Source organism: Secundilactobacillus folii, from assembly GCF_009720675.1.
In the GTDB taxonomy this organism is placed as follows: domain Bacteria; phylum Bacillota; class Bacilli; order Lactobacillales; family Lactobacillaceae; genus Secundilactobacillus; species Secundilactobacillus folii.
Window position 1 is genome coordinate 110,822 of sequence record NZ_WNJO01000001.1, and the last position, 18,688, is coordinate 129,509.

An 18,688-nucleotide genomic window follows, 5' to 3' on the forward strand; every position below is an offset into this window, starting at 1 on the left:
GACTCCTTTGAATAGGGCGTTAAATAAGCTGATCAACTGCATCAAGATAAGCGATGGTGGGGTTGAGTCTGTAGGCTACTGGAATTGCCTGTTGCTGAAAGGCAGCAAGCGGGATCGATTTACGACCGTGTGGATCACCTTGTTGGTCCCAATAATGAATTAAATCGCTGGCCTTCAGTAAGTAAAGCTGATCGAGGGTCACAAATTTAATCAAGCCAAAGCAAATTCCGCCTTGTTTTAAACAACTGCGCATGTGTTCTACTTGATGCTCATGAAAGTTATCCAGGGGAAACCGGGTCGTCTCCTTAGTTTCTTTCGCATCAAAATCGATATACCGGCCACGATAAATTCCGTTATAATCAGTGGTAGACGGGCGTCGGAAATAAGCTTCCCGAATCACCGCAGCACTTCGTTTCGGGTAGTCGACCTTAACGATTTGAACAGGTGTCGGTTTTTTATGAATAACTGCAATCTCGTGTGCAAGGTAGTATTGATTACTTTCGTTAATTTCCTGTTCTAATGTCATTCCGCGGCCACCATGCCGAATCAAGCTGGAATTATAATTAGCTGGTTTTTCGGGTTGCTGCGGACGGTAACTAGTCCCGTTAGGATAATGGATTGTCACTGGCTGGATCATCTCTTTTCTATAGTAAGGTGTGAAATGCATGTACATACCCAGTTAGTGTTATTATACCAAGTTGCAACATGAATAAAAACTGTGAATGTGTAACAATTAGTAAAGTATAATGGAAAATACCGTGGGTGAAGTACTCACGCTTGAAATCATACCACAAATGGGGGGCAGTAGATATGCAACGGGTTTGGATAACAGGCTATCGAGCCTATGAACTGGGCGTTTTCTCAGAAAAAGACCCTAAATATACTGTTTTGCAATACGCTTTAAAAAAATTGATCACGCAGGCCGTTGAAGACGGCACGACCTGGGTGATCACAGGACCACAAATGGGGATCGAACAGTGGGCTGCTCAAGTTGCGGTGAGTTTAAAGGCTGACTATCCAGAATTGCAAGTTGCGATGATGACGCCCTTTACTCACTTTGGTAGCCGCTGGAAGCCGGATAATCAAGCCAAACTGGCAACAATCACGTCCCTGGTGGATTTTCACGCTAGCGTCAGCGATCACGATTATTCTTCACCACAACAATTAAGAAATTACCAAGAATTCATGCTGACACATACCGATGGTGCGATTTTAGTTTACGATGTAGACAACGAAGGCAAATCGAGGTACGATTATGATGTGATTATGAAGTGGCAGGAGCAGCATGACTACCCCGTCCAAGTCATCGATTTCGATCAATTACAAGAATTTTCGTATGAATTTGAAGAAAATTCAAATAAAGGTTTCAATTCAAACTAAAATTTGATAACATCTTAAATGTTGGTGTTGAATAAATAATGAGGTGTATTTAAACATGGCAACCATTAATTTTACTCCTAAGGATATTTTGCAAAAGGAATTTCGCCAGAAGATGCGGGGTTATGATCCCGCTGACGTTGACGGCTTTTTGGATAATGTCATTAAGGATTATGAAGCTTTCACAAAGGAAAATCAGCACCTTCAAGACGAAAACGAACGTCTGCGGGCGAAAGTTGACGAACTGACTAAGCAATTATCAGTTGGTGGTTCAACGGTTGCTCAACCAAGTCAACCAGCAACTAATGTCACTAACATGGACATTTTAAAACGGCTTTCAAACTTGGAACGACACGTTTTCGGATCACAGTTAGACAGTGGTGCTAACGCATCCCATCGTCTATAATCATTTGATAGTTACCTGTAAATTTTGGGTAATCGCGGTCGGCTAATGTCGGCTGAGGAAAGTCCATGCCCGCACAAGCTGCGATGCTTGTAGTGTTCGTGCTCGGTGAAAAAATAAGCCGGGGAACTTCTTTGGAAGTTACGGCGGGAGAACGCGCTAAGGTTTCGGCTATGCGTTAATATCCCTGAAAGTGCCACAGCGACGATGACGTATTCGGAAACGGGTGCGGTGGAACGTTGGTAAACCCCTCGAGCGGGCAACCCAAACTACGGTAGGGGCGCTTCACATCTGGAAATGAACTAAATGTGGGGGGAGAGTGTTTCACTCTCGAGATAGATGATTACCGCTGTATCAAGCTGTCCCTGACACTTGGTTCAGTACGGAACATGGCTTATAGGAATTTACAGGTCAGGATTGGTGAGAGGTGACTCTCACCTTTTTTTTGCAATTAAACGGTCACTCACCATGTAGAAAGAGGCAGATCATGACAGAACAACGTTTCCAACTATACGCAGCTACTGCTAGTGGTTTAGAAGCCTTAGCAGGTCAAGAATTGCGTGATTTAGGCTATCAGGTTCGAGTCGACAATGGCCGAATCTATTTTGAAGGCACTATGCACGATATTTTACGCGCCAATTTGTGGTTAAGAACGGCAGACCGGATCAAAATCATTCTTAAAACTTTTAAAGCGACCACTTTTGATGATATCTTCGATACCATAACAGCGATGGACTGGGATCAGTTGCTACCAATGGATGCCAAATTCCCGGTCAATGGCCGTTCTAAAAATTCTAAATTGTTCAGTGTCCCAGATATTCAAGCGGTTACCAAAAAAGCAATCGTGAGCCAAATGGCGACTGCCTACCATCGAAAAACCCGTTTTCCTGAGACTGGCGCACTATTTTCACTGGAAATTGCGCTTAACAAGGATGAGGCAACGTTAACCTTAGATACCACCGGGGACAGCCTTTTTAAACGAGGCTATCGTCAGGAAAAGGGTGAGGCGCCGCTGAAGGAAAACTTTGCGGCAGCGTTGATCGAACTTACAAATTGGCATCCAGACATGCCGTTTATCGATCCGATGTGCGGTTCCGGGACGCTACCAATCGAAGCAGCCTTAATGGCGCGAAACATTGCTCCAGGGTTAAATCGACACTTTGCCTGTGAAGCATGGCACCCCGATAACGCCAAAATGGCGGACGAGCTGAAAGCAGATGCAAAAACCCAGCAACGCGAGGAAAAACTCGACATTAGCGGTTTTGATATCGATGGTTCAATGATCGATATTGCAAAATTAAACGCCAACGGAGCAGGCGTTCTGCACGATATCACGTTTAAACAGATTGCCGTTAAGGATTTCAGAACCGATAAGCAGGATGGCGTCATCATCGTTAATCCGCCGTACGGTAAACGAATGGGAGACCAGAAGAGTGTCCGCGAGCTTTATAAGCAAATGGGACAGGTTTTTAAACCGTTAACGACCTGGTCAAAATACATTTTGACGGCCGACTTACAGTTTGAAAACTTCTATGGTCAAAAAGCAACGAAGCGTCGAAAACTTTACAATGGCGCGCTAAGAACGGATTATTTCCAGTACTGGGCAACGCACAGAAAATAGCACTTACTGCGTCTTACTAATGCTTAATTGCCGTTAAGAATATCAGGAGATTTCATAATGAACCCGATATTCTTAACGGCTATTTTTTAACTCCCGGTTAAATTCCTGATTATTTGGATGCAATAACGAACCTTTGGGTGTGGATAAACATAACATGCAGATGGAACTTTAAAAACTTTTTTAATCAGTCTCTCATTTAGACTGCCAGGCGTTTACTGGTCAACTTTCTTAAAAATCTGACTTTACATCGTAAAAGTATTGCTGGTAAAGGGTTTTGAGACATGTTAGAATTCATAACATAATCCAAAGAGAGAAGTGATTTGATGAGTCTTGTTAACGTCTCATTCATGGTTTTAGCGAGCATTTTAGTTTTGTTCATGACACCTGGGTTGGCCTTCTTTTATGGCGGTTTAGTTTCGAAAAGAAATGTGGTCAATACGATGCTCTCGGTTTTCGTGATGACTGGCGTTGCCATTATGTTATGGATCATCATTGGCTACTCATTTTCCTTTGTTGGGGATCACGGCGGCATCGTGGGCAGCCTGACACATCCATTCATGAGTCACCTAAACCTGAATACTTTAACAAGTACTCATATTCCGACTGGCCTGTATTCATTATTCCAAATGATGTTTGCCATCATTACGCCGGCCCTTTTCGTTGGGGCAGTGGTCGGCCGTATTCGTTTCAAATTCTTACTGCTTTTCTTAGTTGCTTGGTCAATTCTGGTTTACTACCCAATGGTTCATTTGGTTTGGAGTCCAAACGGGCTGTTAGCTAAACTTGGCACGGTTGATTTTGCCGGTGGCACCGTGGTACACATCAATGCTGGGGTTACCGCCTTCGTGCTCTCCGCGTTTTTAGGTAAACGAATTAAGTTTGGCGATATTCCGCATACCCACTATAACTTGCCATGGGTTCTGTTAGGGACCACGATCCTGTGGGTCGGCTGGTACGGTTTTAACGCCGGTTCAGCACTGGGCGTGAACTCAGTCGCAGTTCAGGCGACCATTACGACCACCGTTGCAACCGCCACGGCCATGGTCACTTGGATGTTTTTGGACATGTTTATTAAGGGCAAGCCAACGTTGGTCGGTGTCTGCACGGGCACACTGTGTGGACTAGTTGGAATCACTCCAGGAGCCGGTTACGTCACCATTATGGGGTCATTTTGGATCGGCATGGTTGCCACCTTTGGCAGTTACTTCTTCGTCAACGTTTTGAAGGATCGTATTGGTGTCGATGACGCACTAGATGCATTTGGCTGCCACGGTGTCAGTGGTATTATTGGCAGCATTGCGACCGGACTGTTTGCCACAAAAACCGTTAATAGCAGTTTGGCTGAAAACGGGCTGTTTTACGGTGGGGGAGCCCATTTATTCCTGGTTCAATTGGCGGCCACTTGCATCACGATTGCCTTTGTCAGCATCATGGGTATGCTCATTATCAAGGGCTTACAACTAGTCATGCCGATGCGTGTTGACCGGGCCGAAGAAGCGCTTGGCCTTGATAAGGGTGAACACGGTGAGGAAGCTGATTATACCATCGATCTAAGTGATGATATGGCTAAGGCCCAAAGCGATCTCAACTTGTACGCTGAAGAATTTCGTGGGCAAACTGCCCATTTACGGGACTGAGTTGAATCGATTATAATGGAGCCATCAAGCTTGAATGAGGTGGCAAAATGGGACTTAAACGAACTGAACCAGTCGAATTAGTGAACATGTGTATGATTTATGACCCAAAGACTGGAAACGTACTAGTAGAAGATAAGACTGACGTGGCTTGGAAATTTGGTCATACCTTTCCCGGTGGTCACGTCGAAAAAAATGAACCCGTCGCGGATGCCATGCGGCGTGAAATATACGAAGAAACAGGCCTCCAAGTCGATTCACTGGAGGCCTGTGGTTGTGTCGAATGGTTTGATGAAACCAAAGATTACCGCAAAATTGGCTTTTTGTACCGCACAAGTGATTTTCATGGCCACTTAAAACAGGGCAATGAAGGACGCATTTTTTGGTTGCCGTTAACGGCACTAAATGCTGATAACACCGCCGAAAGCTTTATGGAAATGCTGGCGATCTTTACGCAGCCGAGAACGGTTTCCGCCACTTCTGATCAGATGAATGGCCATTTGCGCTTAGCCAATCAGGAGCACGATCAATAGGTCCCACACTGAGTGGACGATAATGCTGGGCCACAATGAGCGGCTGCGTAAAAAGAGCCAGCCAAACAGGTAGCCTAGAAGTGCAACGGTGACCAATTGTCCGAGGATGGTTAGGAATGAGGGCGTCGGGTAAGTCGTTAAATAACGCGGCAGGTGAATCAGAGCAAACAAAATGGCTTGCAAAATTAGAGCATTTTGTTCGGAAGCCAGCATTTTTCGGAGCCGGTTCAATAAGTATCCCCGAAAAATCGTCTCCTCCGTGATGCCAACAACCAAGAAATCTTGTAAGAACATGGTTGGCTTAAAGGTGGCTACGATGCTGATACTATGGCGCTGGATAAGAGCCATCGTGAACATATACAAGACGATTACGGCTAACGTCACGTAGAGCGGTTTGAACTTTAAATTCAGATGGTAGGGGTGCGCGACTGCCAATTGGTCAGCCGGCGTCCGCCAGATCATAAATAAACCGACGCTCAGCCAAATCACCGTTTTTACGGCATCGATAATCAGTTCTTGCGTCCAGCCATGGGTCAAATTTTGAACTGGTACGTTAATAAAAACTTGAATCACAAACCAGAGCAGTAAAAAGTAGCCGTACTGACTTAAAAGTCGTCGGCCAGCGGGTTGACGAAGCATTCTGTCACATCCTTAATCGTTTCAGTAGTTATAGTGTAGCATGTTGGCTGGCATGACAAAAGGTGCTTTACGACGGTTTAAAAAAGAACTCATTCATTTTTAACAAAAGAAATGGCTTTTTGATTTTACTTACTAAAAGTAAGCTGGTATACTCTTTATTGTTAACAAATCGACTTACACAACTGGAGGAATTTTTTAATGCAAGAACAACTTTTGAATTTGGCAAAGCAACGCCGCTCAATTTACGCTTTAGGTCGTAACGTATCTGCTAGTGACGACGAATTATCTACCTTGATCAAGGATAATATTAAGTGGGCCCCAACATCGTTTAATAACCAGACAACTCGTGCTGTGATTTTATTTGGAAACAGTCACGAACAGTTATGGGACATCGTTGGCAAACGGTTAAAGTCTGAAGTTCCCACTGAGGAAGCTTACCAAAAAACTTTGGAGAAAATCAACGGTTTCAAGTCAGCTTATGGTACCGTGATGTTCTTTACTGACATGGATATCGTCCACCGGTTTGAAAACGACTTTGCCCTGTACGCTGATAATTTCTTTGATTGGTCAGAACAGGCACAAGGTAGCGCACAGTTTTCCGTTTGGACTGCCCTCGCTGAAAATGGATTGGGTGCCAACCTCCAACATTACAACCCACTGATCGATGATGAAGTTCGAGCAGCCTTCAATATTCCAGATAACTGGAAGTTACGTGCCCAGCTTGACTTTGGTTCTATTGAAGCTCCAGCTGGCCAAAAAGAATTCATGGCTGACAGCGACCGTTTTAAGGTGTTTAACTAGTTCGTCACAAGTAAAGTGTAATCGTTAAAATCAATTTAAGTACCGCAAAAAAACGTCAATTCCTACTGCTGGGATTGACGTTTTTTATAAATATAAACCGTTTTAATTAATGCTTTAAACCGCTGTATTTTGCGGTATCAAAGGGCTATCAGCGAGTAAATTGCGGCGGATATTTTTACCTAAATTTATTGTTGCCTAACTAACGGGTCACAGTGATAATATGCTAGAATTAAGCTATGAATTATTAATCTCATGTCAGGAGTGTGGTAAGCAAGATGAACAAAAAAGTTGCAATTATTGGCGGCGGTATCGTGGGAGCCAGCGCTGCCTATTATCTCAGCACTTTACCCGGTGGTGACCAAATCAATGTGACGCTCTATGATGATGGTGTCGGCCAAGCAACCAGTGCAGCGGCTGGTATCATTTCCCCGTGGTTGTCAAAACGACGAAATCAGCAGTGGTACCAACTTGCTAAAGATGGGGCAACAACCTTGATGACGCTAGCTCGTCGGGCAAATCTCTCAACGGATGTTTACCACCAGACGGGTACCATCGTGACTCGGACCAATGAAAAAGATCTTCACGACCTTTACGTATTGGCTCAGGAACGCCGCGAAGACGCCCCTGACATGGGTGAGATAAAACAGCTCGATGAACAGCAAGTCAAGCAGCGGATGCCATTTTTAACCCGTTCACAACCTGGCATTTTCATTAGTGGCGGTGCCCGAGTTGATGGTGCAGCTCTGGTGGAGAAACTGTTGGCACAAGCCCAGCAGGTTAATCTAATAGTCAAGCGGGAACGCGTTAAACTTGATGACCATGGCAAAGTCATCACGTCGATGGGACCGCAACGATTCGATCAGGTTATCATTGCAGCTGGTCCCTGGATCAATGAGCTGCTTAAACCGATGGGGATCAACGTTGATGTGCGGCCACAAAAGGGTCAGTTACTGGAGCTTTCGATTCCCGATTTTCCGAACCAGGAGAATATGCCGGTGATGATGCCTGAAGGCGAACGAGACATCATTCCATTTGGTCAGGGTAAATTGATTGTGGGCGCGACCCACGACGATGAAGGTCAATTCGATCTCAGCATTACCCCTGAGGCAACCCAGGACTTAATGACAAGTGCACAAGCATTCGTTGATTCACTGTCAGCGGATAATATCATCCGGTCGAAGGTGGGGACTCGAGCTTACACGTCTGACTTTGCACCCTTCTTTGGTCGGCTGCAAAGCCACCCACACCTACTCGTTGCCAGCGGATTAGGTGCGTCTGGATTGACGACTGGACCGCTGATCGGCCGTTTGCTGGCTGGTACGCTGATCTATGGTGGCACGCCTGACTGGTCAAACTATGAAAAACCACTGAGTACTTACCTCAGCTAATCAGCTTCACGGTGTTGTCGTAGGGCTTGTTGAGCAAGGTTATGAGCACCTTGATTTTGTTTTTCCGGTACCCATTGGTTGATCACTAAGTTAAATTGAGCTTGTTTGCTGAGCAGTTCATCAACTAACTTCTGATAGTGCTTAGCATACCTTTTTGCGAGACTGTCCGCGACGATTTTCGAATCGGTAAAGTACCGAACGGAAACGCTTTGGGGATTATCAAGCCGTTTTAAGAGGGCGTCAAAACCAGCTAAAGCGGCGTAGAACTCCGCATGATGATTATCACCATTTGGTAAAACCGCTTTTAATTGTTGTTGCTGCCCGGCGTGAACGATCAGAATTCCGGCAGCACTTTGGGCCGTATCAGTATCGGTAGCAGCGTCAGTATAGAGCGTATACATCGAATCAAACCTTTCGAAATGAGGTAATTCTATCATAAATCAAAAACGTAAATTTTTGTATCAGCCTGGTCCACTCAGTAGCATTATACTGTGGAGCTGGACGCTATGTTTGCTATTTTTAGCGTTGATCATTGGTTTGGAAGTGTCGTCCAATTTACAGTGGATCGCCTACCTTTTGGGCGCCATCTTTTTAGTGTTAACTTGGGCTCAAGTGCATTTTCGCCATATTTATCTCGATAACGGTACGATCCGCGTCAGTCGAGTGATTAACCATAATTGGGTCAATATTGAATTGAAAGACGTCAAGAATCTGCACGTCTCCAAATACCGGCTTGGGTTTATTTACGCCGGTAAGATCTACCAGTTCCTGATGCCAGTCAATTCAACGATTGAACTGAGTAATATTATTAAAGAAACCCAAATTTAATTTGTCAGGGAGGTTGTTTTTTTGAACGATATCGAAATTTCACAAGCAGCAACACCGGCTCCAATTACCGAAATAGCTAACCAACTGGGCCTTTCAAGTGATGAAATCGAGCCCTATGGTGCTGTTAAAGCCAAGATTAAGTTACCGGTGAAGGGTGATATTGCTAAATCAAAACTAATTTTAGTGACGTCGATCAATCCGACACCCGCTGGTGAGGGTAAATCAACGGTCACAGTTGGTTTAGGCGATGCTTTGAAGCGTCAGGGTAAGCGAGTCGCAATTGCACTGCGCGAACCTTCACTCGGTCCCGTAATGGGGATGAAAGGTGGCGCGACTGGCGGTGGCTATGCGCAGGTTGTGCCAATGGAGGATATCAACCTGCATTTTACCGGTGACATGCACGCTTTAACTGAAGCACATGATACGTTGGCTGCGCTGATCGATAACCATATTCAGCAGGGCAACGAACTAGACATTGACCCGCGCCAAATTATTTGGAAGCGTGTGTTAGATATTAACGATCGCGCACTGCGTCAAACGGTGATCGGTTTAGGTGGCCGGACATCGGGTGTCCCGCGGCAGGACGGCTTTGATATCACCGTGGCCAGCGAGCTCATGGCGGTGCTATGCTTGAGTAAAAGCCTAATGGATCTAAAGAGGCGCATCAATCAAATCGTGATCGGTTACACCTATGAAAAACAGCCCGTAACTGTGGCAGACTTGAAGGTTGGCGGTGCGATCACCCTGCTGCTGAAAGACGCCATTAAGCCTAACCTAGTGCAGACCCTAGAAAAGACGCCAGCCATTATTCATGGTGGCCCATTTGCGAACATTGCGCACGGCTGTAACTCGGTCTTAGCAACTCAGACAGCCCTTAAACTAGCAGATTACGTGGTGACTGAGGCCGGGTTTGGTGCGGATCTCGGTGGCGAAAAATTCATGGATATCAAAACGCCAGTTCTGGGTAAAACCCCTGATGCAGTGGTGATCGTAGCGACGGTTCGGGCTTTAAAATACAACGGTGGAGTCGATAAAAACGACCTGGAAACTGAAAACTTAGAGGCGCTTGCAGCTGGCTCAGTTAATCTGAAACGTCACGTGGAAAGTATGCGCCAGTACGGCGTGCCAGTTGTGGTTGCTGTAAACCGCTTTACATCGGATACGGATGCGGAAGTCAACCAGCTCTTAGATTTCATCAAAAATGAACTGCACGTTCCGGCCTACGATACGACGGTTTGGGCTAACGGTGGTGGCGGAGCGCTTGACCTAGCGGATGCCGTTGTTAAAGCTTGCGATCAACCACACACGTTTAATCAGTTGTATCAAACAGATGACGATTTGATGACTAAAATGACGGCAATCGTGCAAAAGATCTACGGTGGCCGTGATGTGGTTCTTGAACCTAAGGCTAAGCGGCAATTACGAAGGTTTGCTAAATTTGGCTGGGATAAACTCCCGGTTTGCATGGCCAAAACCCAGTATTCACTTTCCGATAATGCCAAAGCTTTGGGTGCACCAACTGGATTTACAATTCACGTCCGCGAATTCGTACCCAAACTAGGGGCGGGATTCATTGTGGCGATGACTGGCAACGTCTTAACGATGCCTGGATTGCCAAAGCATCCCGCGGCGTTAAATATGGACATCGATGCCGACGGTAAAATTACCGGTCTATTCTAATTTGAAAAATAATTACGGATCAATAAGCGATTTGGTAGTCTAATTAGTCTATCGACCGCTTTTTTTGCTATAATGGAAGTTATCGAAATGAGCTGTGACTACTTAGGCATTAGCTTATGAATCTCACCGAATAAAAGGAGTTGCCAACGTGTTAATTGGGCTTAGTACGGTATTAATTATTATCTTATTTCTTGCCGACCAGTGGATCAAGCATCTGGTGGTGGCAAACATTGCGTTGGGCGGCTCGCATACTGTCGTTTCGGGAATTCTTTCCCTGACTTACATCCGCAATGATGGCGCCGCTTGGAGCATGCTGGAAGGCCAACAGTGGTTATTTATCATCATCTCACTGGTTGCTTTAGCGGTGATGCTGTGGTTTTTTGTGAGGTACCGTAGAAACTGGCATTATGAAATTGGTCTTGCGTTTATGATTGCTGGCACGCTCGGTAATTTCTATGACCGGCTGATCAACGGTTTTGTGGTCGATATGTTTCAACTGGATTTTGTTAATTTTCCGATTTTTAACTTTGCTGACAGCTGTCTAACGATCGGTGTGATTTGGATCATGGTCGTCCTGTTTTTTGAAGATTCAGCGGGGGCGCACCATGGCTAAAAAAGTCCAGCTTGAAATCACAGATCAAACGGGTCGGCTGGATAAAGTGCTGAGTCAGATGATGCCTGATGAAAGTCGCTCGCAAATTAAGCTAGCGATTGATGAAGACCGGGTGCTGGTGAATGACAAACTGGAGAAACCGAAGTATCAAGTTCAGGCTAACGATCAGATCACAGTCACCATTCCGGATCCCGTTTCCTTGGACTTGGAACCGGAGAACATTCCGTTAGACATTGTGTATGAAGATGATGATGTGATCGTGGTCAATAAACCAGCTGGCATGGTGGTTCATCCATCACCAGGCCATCCGAATCACACCTTAGTCAACGCGTTGCTCTACCATTCACCCTTATCAACGATCAATGGTACCTACCGGCCCGGCATCGTTCATCGGATCGATAAGGATACTTCCGGCCTATTGATGGTCGCCAAAAATGACAATGCACACCGCTCACTCGCAAAGCAGCTTAAGAATAAAACCAATCTGCGGGAGTATATCGCACTGGTACACGGAGTGATCAAGCAGGATACTGGCGTGATCGATGCGCCACTTGGCCGTTCGCCAAAGGATCGAAAGCGGCAGGCAATCGTGGCTGATGGCCGGCATGCGGTAACACATTTTCGGGTACTTGAACGCTATTTGAACTATACACTGATTGCCTGCTGGCTCGAAACGGGACGTACACACCAGATTCGGGTGCACATGAAATCAATCGGTCATCCGCTAGCTGGTGACCCGCTGTACGGACCCCGCAAGACGATTTCAGGTTCCGGTCAATTTTTACACGCCGCTAAACTAGGGTTTAAGCATCCGGTAACGGGTAAACAGTTAGTGTTTGAAGCGCCGTTACCAGATGATTTTCAGCGGGTGGTTAACCGGTTGCGCGAACAGACACCCGGTCTAAAACGGTAAAACTTGCACCCCACTAAATTCCGTCATATTCTTAAGTTAAATGCAATGATTGATTCCACTAAACTCAAAAATAAATAGGAGGCCACTCATGGCAAAAGTAGTCGTAGATGCAATGGCAATGCAACGGGCATTGACCCGAATTACTTACGAGATTATTGAACATAATAAGGGCATTGATGGCCTAGTGATTCTTGGAATCAAGACCCGTGGGATCTACTTGGCTCAACGAATTGCTGATCGTCTTAAACAGTTGGAAAACGCCACTGTTCCGGTGGGTGAATTGGACGTGACACGATACCGGGATGATATCGAACACGATGCAATCGAAAACGACCCGAAAGTGACCGTTTCAAAAATTGATTTTCCAGTGACTGATAAAAAGGTGATTTTAGTTGATGATGTCCTCTATACGGGTCGGACGATTCGGGCGGCAATGAGCGCCATCATGGACTTGGGTCGGCCAAAACAAATTAACTTGGCTGTCCTAGTAGATCGCGGTCATCGGGAACTGCCAATTCGCGCAGATTTCGTTGGTAAAAATATCCCCAGTTCGCAACACGAGCGAATCAAGGTTTCAGTCAGTGAGATCGATGGTCACGATAGCGTCGAGATCATTGAACGGTAAATGCAGCAGAGATTGGAATGATATAGATGGCACAACGCTTTTTAATATTGGAGGACGGTTCAGCTTATCCAGGTATCGGTTTTGGTGCTGGCGCTACGACAACGGGCGAGGTCGTCTTCAATACCAGTATGCTGGGTTATCAAGAGATCGTCACTAACCAGATCTATCACAATCAAATCATCGTTTTTTCTCAGCCAATTATTGGTAGCATCGGCATTTCTCACGATAGTTACGAATCAATATTACCGACTGCTAAGGGAATGGTGGTACGCGACGTCACTGATATTTCTAAGAATCGGCAGCGTTCACTTTCCCTAGATCAGTTTTTGAAGCAGCATAATATTCCAGGAATTAGCGGCATCGATACCCGTCACCTGATTAGACAACTGCAGCAGACTGGTACGATCAAGGGCAGCATTGTTGACGTGGCCGATGACCATGCATTTGATCAGCTTCACGCGACCGTCCTGACCAACCAGCAGGTGGCCCAAGTTGCTACGCCGCGACCTTATCCGAACCCTAATCAGGGGTATAACGTGGTGGTGATTGATTTTGGGCTAAAACATGGGATCCTGCGACAGCTTTCAAAGCGCGACTGTAACGTGACGGTGTTGCCATGGGACGCGACTGCTCAAGACGTGATCAACCTGGATCCAGACGGCGTGTTGCTGTCAACTGGCCCGGGTTCTCCATTGGACTTACCTGAGAGTGTTTTGGATATGATTCGCACGATTGAGGAACGAATCCCGCTTTTTGCCATTGGCTTGGGACATGAATTATTTGCACTGGCGAACGGGTCAGAAGTGAAAAAATTAAAGCTGGCCCACCACGGAGCTAACCACCCAATTCGAACGATTATCACAAATGAAATTATTTACGCCACCGAAGGACAAGAATACGTCGTGGATCCCGATTCCGTTGATCGCGACCGTTTAATTACCACCTATGTGGACTTAGTTGACGGCTCGATTCAGGGGTTACGGCACCGGGACTACCCAGCGTTTTCAGTGCAATTTTTCCCGGATGGGGCGCCAGGACCTAATGACTCCGTTGATTTATTTGATGAATTTATGGAGACTATGGGCACACGGGAGTGATGAGATGGATAATGCAATTCAAAAAATACTCATAATCGGTGGTGGTCCCACTGAAATTGGTCACGAAACCGAGTTGGATGCAGCCTGTGTACAAGTGATTCAAGCCTTTAAGAAGCAGGGGATCAGACCGCTCTTAATTGACAATAATCCATTTTCCTCAGCTCTGGAAAGTGTTCAGCCTACCAACATGTTTATTCAAGCGGTGACCGCTGATAACGTCCAACGGATCATTGAAAAGGAACACCCAGACGCAATTTTGCCAACCGTTGGTGGTGTCTTGGCAATCAGTGTCATTCAAGAACTTCAAGAAAATGGGGTGCTGGCGGATAACAACGTTCAGACCCTAGGCATTCCAGGCAATGCCATTATGGATATTAATAATCCCGACCGTCTCAATAGTGTTTTGAAGCATGTCGGCGTGCCGATAATTGCTTCTGAAACGGTTGGCACTTTGGATGAAGCAGTCAACGTGGCTGCGTCAATTGGTTATCCGGTCATTGTTAAACCGATTGCGCCACGAATTGATACGAACCGAATCCTGTGTGAAAGTGAAGCTGAATTGATCAGTGCTGTGACCCGGGGCTTTTCGTGGTCGCGGTTTAAACAGTGTGTGATCGAGCAAAGTATCGTTGGTTATAAAGAAGTCGAACTAGTCTCTGTTCGCGACGCAATGGGCACGCAGGTCCTGATTGCCGGTCTGGAAAACATTGATCCAATCGGCATTCATTCTGGGGATTCGATGGTGGTCACACCAACTTTGACTTTAAGTAACGCGGAATATCAGGAGTTACGCGATACTGCATTTGCCATCAACAATCAGTTTAATTTTACTGGTGTGGTTCACACGCACTTTGCGTTACAGACTAATCCGGAAAATTTTTACGTGACCAAGGTCACACCTTACAATGATCGCGGGACTTCACTAGCGGCTTGTGCAACTGGGTATCCAATTGCTTACGTCGCTGCTAACCTCTATTTAAATCAGCGCTTAACAGAAGTCCGCTTACCTGATATCTATCATTTTAAACAAACCGCGTTATTGGAACCAAGTCTAGATCACGTGGTGGTTCGAATTCCGATTTGGCCGTTTGAAGATGTCCCCAATGCTGATCAGCACCTGGGAACGGTCATGAAATCCGTTGGCTCTACGATTGGCATTGGCCGAAGCACCGAAGAAGCAATCTTAAAAGCCATTCGTTCGTCACAGTTTAGCCCTAAGGATGAGCTGCCATCAATGAGTGATCTCAGTGATTCTCAGATCATCTCGCAATTGATTCATCCGCGGTCTAGCAGGATATTAGTGCTGCTTGAAGCACTTCGCCGTGGTTATCAAGTCGATGAGCTGACTGAATTAACCAAAATTGATCCGTTTTACTTTGTCATTTTACAGCATATTTTGGACGTTCGAGAAAACGTCCAATCTCATCCACTGGATCCGTTAGCTTTAAAGCAGGGTCGTTACTATGGTTTTGGTGATGGTATGATTGCTCGGATGTGGCAAGTAGACATTGATACCGTCCGCTCAATAGGTCGCGGAAATAACATTTTACCCACTTATAAGGGAATTGAACCTTCTGCTGGAGAATTACTTAAATCACCAACCGGTTATTACAGCACCTTTGAATTTGAAAACGAAAGTGAACAGCTTTCTGATCACACCGTGCTCGTATTGGGACGTGGCGGCAATCAGTTGGGGCCTAACGCTTCGGCCGATTATTTCACTGCCGAGATGTTAAAGCAGTTGCATAAATCAGGTTATGAAACCGTTATTATGAATACTAACCCTAACGCGGGTTCATTAACTTCCATGCTGACGGATAAACAGATCATTGATCCTGTTCAGTTGGGTGACATTATGAACGTGATCAATATGGAACATCCGGTTCGAATTTTTGTTCCTGGCAACCGACACTTTCTCACCCGCGAATTACGTCGCCGAAAATTTCCGGTTTCGGTTTTACCACCCGATCAAGAAGGCCGCAGTGAACTGCTTACGGATCACGCTACCATTGGCTTAGATCTATTTGTCACTGAACATCACGTGGTGCCGATTTTAGCAAGTGACTTGCGTTCAGATGAAGGAATTGCAACCACTCTCGCACAGATCACGCTTATGCGAGCACCTGCCAGTGTGAATCCACAACAGTTGAGCCAATTGCTTGATCACGCCAATGAATATCTAGCTAGTCATAAACGAACTGGAATGGTGCAACTGCTGTATACAACTAATGGTTCTCAGCCCCCAGTTTTTGTGGGTGTCCGGCCAACCCGTTTGACGACGATTGCTTTTTTGAATAAGGTTACTGGGATCAACTGGGTCAGAATGCTGGTTCGACAAGCATTGGGAGAAATTGACGAGGATCTGATTGCTAAACTAGACATTGATATCCGCTCAGATCGTCGTTCCCAAATGCGAGGCACTTTCCCATTCAAACAACTCCAGCTGCCAGATCAGCTCGGGCTGACGACTCAAGAAGTCGGCGCAAGGATCAGTTTTGGAACCTTAGATCCAGAACCTGATGAATAAAAAGGGCATTAAAATGACGGCGAATCGTCACATCATTTAAATACAAAAGCGATACCAGATGACTTCCTCAGCTTGGAAATTTCATCTGGTATCGCTTTCTTGATTCTAATAAGCGGCACGATCTCATTTAAGTCTAAATAAAAAACAGTCAGTTTGATTCAATCCTTCAAAAGCTTGGGTTAACCAACTTGGATTGAGCTCCAATTAAGTAAGCCGCATAGTTTAAGCCCGTTGATTTGTCGGACTGAGCCCTTCAACAAATTCACGATCAGGCGTGACATACAGGGTCCGCTGACCTTCGTAAATCACGAAGCCAGGCTTAGTGCCATTTGGTTTCCGAATTTTTTTAACCTGAACGTAATCTACCGGAACGGAACTCGATTGTCGTGCCTTGGAATAGTAGGCCGCAATGTTTGCAGCTTCCAAGAGTGTGGTCTGTGAGGGGTCTGGGTCGTGGACAATGACGTGTGATCCAGGCATATTTTTCACGTGTAGCCAATAGTCGGTCTTAGCCGCACTGTGTAACGTCAGCTTTTCATTTTGTAGGTTATTCTTGCCAACTTCAATTTTTGTGCCATCGCTAGCCTGAAAAACTTCTGGCTTTGACACTTGATGTCGCTTCTTCTTTCCGCTACGATGCTGTTCATGATCTCGTAAATAACCGCCTTGCTGTAATTCCAGCTTAATATCGACCAGGTCCTTCGGCGCCGCCAGTTCGATTTGACTGCTGACATTTTCCAAGTAGTCGATCTCGGCGTTAGTTTTGGCCAATTGGTCATTGACGTAAGTGACCGAATTCTTCATTTTATTGTATCGCTTAAAGTATTTTTGGGCGTTTTGAGAAGGGCTGATCTGATTTGACAGGGCAATATTTAAAGGTTTTTCGTTTTCGTAAAAATTAGGTAACGTAATACTTGTCATACCGCGTTTAACCTGGGATAAATAGGTCATTAACAGTTCGCCTTTGATTCTAAATTCATCGGCTCCCTCTGCGGATTTTAAAGTTGATTGCAACTTCTTGAGCTTTGTCCGGTTTTTTTTCAGTTCGTTACGAACCACGTGAATCAGGGTACTGCCCTGTTGTTGAACCCGATCTCGTTCCGCACGGTCTTGATAATAAAAATCAAGCATGGCACTCAGCGAGTCAAAGGAACGGCTAGAAACTTCGTCTTGTTGGTAGGGAAAGGCGCTAAATGCTGTTTTGCCATTTGCTGCCGTGACTAAAGTCGGGTCCGGATGATTAAAACGTTCGAAAAAGTTTGAGAAATTTTGTTCAGGCTTTCCTGGTTGATGAAGGGCTTTAGCCAGTGCCAGCCCGGTATCCTGTCCTAATCCCTGATAATTATGTCGCAGTTCTTGAGCCAGGACGTCTTCATTTGGATAATCACGAACTAATTCAACCACCCGTTCTTTTGCTTCTGGCTGAAAGGGGTCGATCAGATCCTGAGCCGGCGGATTAATATAGTGGCCGCCAGGCAATAATGTCCGGTAGCGGTTCTGATCTGAACCAACGTGTTTAATAGCGTCCAGGATCGTCATCGAAGCCAAATCAACTAAAATCACGTTACTGTGACGAGCCATGATTTCGATGATCAACCGCAGAGCAACTTGGTCTCCCAGTTCATTTCGACTCGTAAAGTCGAGGTAAACGACCCGGTCATTTGCGGCTTGACTAACTGTTGTCAGGATCGCACCACTCAGATACTTACGCATCATCATGGTGTAGTTAGTTGGCGTTGCCGGATTCACATAGGGAATATCCGTAATTTGAATACGCGCAAAGGTTGGGTTGGCTGATAATAATAGGGGCAAGCTCTTATGATTTGCCCGAATGGTTAAAATAACTTCATTATTATAAGGCTGATTGATTTTTGATACCCGACCACCATTAAGTTGCCGATCAAGTTCACCGACCATTGCGTGGGTGAATGCACCATCAAATGACATGGTCTCACTTCCTTCGTTCTTTTTTCACACGATTACTAGTATACCGGTGTTTCAACGCAGAG

At 45.6% G+C, this 18,688-nt stretch carries 18 protein-coding genes and 1 other RNA gene; 15 read left to right on the top strand and 4 right to left on the bottom strand.

Annotation, left to right across the window (positions count from 1 at the left end; translation table 11 throughout):
- Positions 1–19 precede the first annotated feature (19 nt).
- Positions 20–625, bottom strand: coding sequence for a Holliday junction resolvase RecU (recU, locus tag GM612_RS00550; RefSeq protein ID WP_343031726.1), 606 nt, complete (start codon positions 623–625; stop codon positions 20–22).
- Between the two features lie 185 nt (positions 626–810).
- On the opposite strand from recU, the gene GM612_RS00555 reads away from it, so the two are divergent.
- The 6 genes from GM612_RS00555 to GM612_RS00580 all read left to right on the top strand — a co-directional run bounded on the left by GM612_RS00555 (position 811) and on the right by GM612_RS00580 (position 5,568).
- Positions 811–1,380, top strand: a complete 570-nt coding sequence (locus tag GM612_RS00555; RefSeq protein ID WP_155430434.1) for an SLOG family protein — start codon at positions 811–813, stop codon at positions 1,378–1,380.
- A gap of 55 nt (positions 1,381–1,435) precedes the next feature.
- Positions 1,436–1,783: a cell division regulator GpsB gene (gpsB, locus tag GM612_RS00560; protein WP_155430435.1), complete on the top strand. Its 348-nt coding sequence runs from the start codon at positions 1,436–1,438 to the stop codon at positions 1,781–1,783.
- A 20-nt stretch (positions 1,784–1,803) separates the two neighbouring features.
- Positions 1,804–2,182, top strand: an RNA gene (rnpB, locus tag GM612_RS00565) — RNase P RNA component class B.
- A gap of 85 nt (positions 2,183–2,267) precedes the next feature.
- Entirely contained in the window at positions 2,268–3,401 is a 1,134-nt protein-coding gene (locus tag GM612_RS00570; protein ID WP_155430436.1) for a THUMP domain-containing class I SAM-dependent RNA methyltransferase, read from the top strand.
- A gap of 323 nt (positions 3,402–3,724) precedes the next feature.
- On the top strand, positions 3,725–5,038 hold the full coding sequence (locus GM612_RS00575; RefSeq protein ID WP_155430437.1) for an ammonium transporter: 1,314 nt from the start codon (positions 3,725–3,727) through the stop codon (positions 5,036–5,038).
- Between the two features lie 47 nt (positions 5,039–5,085).
- Entirely contained in the window at positions 5,086–5,568 is a 483-nt protein-coding gene (locus GM612_RS00580; protein ID WP_155430438.1) for an 8-oxo-dGTP diphosphatase, read from the top strand.
- Here GM612_RS00580 and GM612_RS00585 read toward each other — a convergent pair.
- The gene (locus GM612_RS00585) at positions 5,542–6,207 is read right to left on the bottom strand and encodes a CPBP family intramembrane glutamic endopeptidase (RefSeq protein ID WP_155430439.1); all 666 of its coding nucleotides are present in this window, start codon (positions 6,205–6,207) and stop codon (positions 5,542–5,544) included. The genes GM612_RS00580 and GM612_RS00585 overlap by 27 nt on opposite strands.
- A 198-nt stretch (positions 6,208–6,405) precedes the next feature.
- Between GM612_RS00585 and GM612_RS00590 the strand changes: the two genes are divergently transcribed.
- Positions 6,406–7,008, top strand: a complete 603-nt coding sequence (locus GM612_RS00590) for a nitroreductase family protein (RefSeq protein WP_155430440.1) — start codon at positions 6,406–6,408, stop codon at positions 7,006–7,008.
- A 275-nt stretch (positions 7,009–7,283) separates the two neighbouring features.
- Complete coding sequence (locus GM612_RS00595) at positions 7,284–8,396, top strand: NAD(P)/FAD-dependent oxidoreductase (protein WP_155430441.1); 1,113 nt, start codon at positions 7,284–7,286, stop codon at positions 8,394–8,396.
- Here the strand turns inward: GM612_RS00595 and GM612_RS00600 are convergent.
- The gene (locus tag GM612_RS00600; RefSeq protein ID WP_155430442.1) at positions 8,393–8,797 is read right to left on the bottom strand and encodes a reverse transcriptase-like protein; all 405 of its coding nucleotides are present in this window, start codon (positions 8,795–8,797) and stop codon (positions 8,393–8,395) included. The genes GM612_RS00595 and GM612_RS00600 overlap by 4 nt on opposite strands.
- Before the next feature lie 34 nt (positions 8,798–8,831).
- Between GM612_RS00600 and GM612_RS00605 the strand changes: the two genes are divergently transcribed.
- The 7 genes from GM612_RS00605 (at position 8,832) to GM612_RS00635 (ending at position 16,679) form a co-directional block, all read left to right on the top strand.
- Positions 8,832–9,224, top strand: a complete 393-nt coding sequence (locus GM612_RS00605) for an EbsA family protein (RefSeq protein WP_343031746.1) — start codon at positions 8,832–8,834, stop codon at positions 9,222–9,224.
- 21 nt (positions 9,225–9,245) lie between these two features.
- Positions 9,246–10,904 carry a formate--tetrahydrofolate ligase gene (locus tag GM612_RS00610; protein ID WP_155430444.1) on the top strand — a complete coding sequence of 553 codons (1,659 nt, stop codon included), beginning with the start codon at positions 9,246–9,248 and terminating at the stop codon, positions 10,902–10,904.
- A gap of 154 nt (positions 10,905–11,058) precedes the next feature.
- A complete protein-coding gene (gene lspA / locus GM612_RS00615) occupies positions 11,059–11,517 on the top strand; it encodes a signal peptidase II (RefSeq protein WP_343031747.1) in 459 nt (152 codons plus the stop codon).
- A complete protein-coding gene (locus GM612_RS00620) occupies positions 11,510–12,430 on the top strand; it encodes an RluA family pseudouridine synthase (RefSeq protein WP_155430445.1) in 921 nt (306 codons plus the stop codon). The genes lspA and GM612_RS00620 overlap by 8 nt, the downstream gene beginning before the upstream one ends.
- An 88-nt stretch (positions 12,431–12,518) precedes the next feature.
- Entirely contained in the window at positions 12,519–13,055 is a 537-nt protein-coding gene (gene pyrR, locus GM612_RS00625; RefSeq protein ID WP_155430446.1) for a bifunctional pyr operon transcriptional regulator/uracil phosphoribosyltransferase PyrR, read from the top strand.
- A 26-nt stretch (positions 13,056–13,081) separates the two neighbouring features.
- Entirely contained in the window at positions 13,082–14,152 is a 1,071-nt protein-coding gene (locus GM612_RS00630) for a carbamoyl phosphate synthase small subunit (RefSeq protein ID WP_155430447.1), read from the top strand.
- Positions 14,153–14,156: 4 nt separating this feature from the next.
- Complete coding sequence (locus tag GM612_RS00635; RefSeq protein ID WP_155430448.1) at positions 14,157–16,679, top strand: carbamoyl phosphate synthase preATP-grasp domain-containing protein; 2,523 nt, start codon at positions 14,157–14,159, stop codon at positions 16,677–16,679.
- 222 nt (positions 16,680–16,901) lie between these two features.
- Here GM612_RS00635 and GM612_RS00640 read toward each other — a convergent pair whose 3' ends face one another.
- Positions 16,902–18,626 (bottom strand): NFACT RNA binding domain-containing protein, encoded by a 1,725-nt coding sequence (locus GM612_RS00640; protein WP_155430449.1) that lies wholly within the window; start codon positions 18,624–18,626, stop codon positions 16,902–16,904.
- Between the last annotated feature and the right edge of the window lie 62 nt (positions 18,627–18,688).

Coding starts and splice junctions, on each gene's coding strand:
- GM612_RS00635 (WP_155430448.1), top strand. CDS start 14,157: ATGGATAATGCAATTCAAAAAATACTCATAATCGGTGGTGGTCCCACT.
- gpsB (WP_155430435.1), top strand. CDS start 1,436: ATGGCAACCATTAATTTTACTCCTAAGGATATTTTGCAAAAGGAATTT.
- GM612_RS00620 (WP_155430445.1), top strand. CDS start 11,510: ATGGCTAAAAAAGTCCAGCTTGAAATCACAGATCAAACGGGTCGGCTG.
- pyrR (WP_155430446.1), top strand. CDS start 12,519: ATGGCAAAAGTAGTCGTAGATGCAATGGCAATGCAACGGGCATTGACC.
- GM612_RS00585 (WP_155430439.1), bottom strand. CDS start 6,207: ATGCTTCGTCAACCCGCTGGCCGACGACTTTTAAGTCAGTACGGCTAC.
- GM612_RS00600 (WP_155430442.1), bottom strand. CDS start 8,797: ATGTATACGCTCTATACTGACGCTGCTACCGATACTGATACGGCCCAA.
- GM612_RS00575 (WP_155430437.1), top strand. CDS start 3,725: ATGAGTCTTGTTAACGTCTCATTCATGGTTTTAGCGAGCATTTTAGTT.
- GM612_RS00640 (WP_155430449.1), bottom strand. CDS start 18,626: ATGTCATTTGATGGTGCATTCACCCACGCAATGGTCGGTGAACTTGAT.
- GM612_RS00630 (WP_155430447.1), top strand. CDS start 13,082: ATGGCACAACGCTTTTTAATATTGGAGGACGGTTCAGCTTATCCAGGT.
- GM612_RS00590 (WP_155430440.1), top strand. CDS start 6,406: ATGCAAGAACAACTTTTGAATTTGGCAAAGCAACGCCGCTCAATTTAC.
- GM612_RS00595 (WP_155430441.1), top strand. CDS start 7,284: ATGAACAAAAAAGTTGCAATTATTGGCGGCGGTATCGTGGGAGCCAGC.
- GM612_RS00555 (WP_155430434.1), top strand. CDS start 811: ATGCAACGGGTTTGGATAACAGGCTATCGAGCCTATGAACTGGGCGTT.
- GM612_RS00580 (WP_155430438.1), top strand. CDS start 5,086: ATGGGACTTAAACGAACTGAACCAGTCGAATTAGTGAACATGTGTATG.
- GM612_RS00570 (WP_155430436.1), top strand. CDS start 2,268: ATGACAGAACAACGTTTCCAACTATACGCAGCTACTGCTAGTGGTTTA.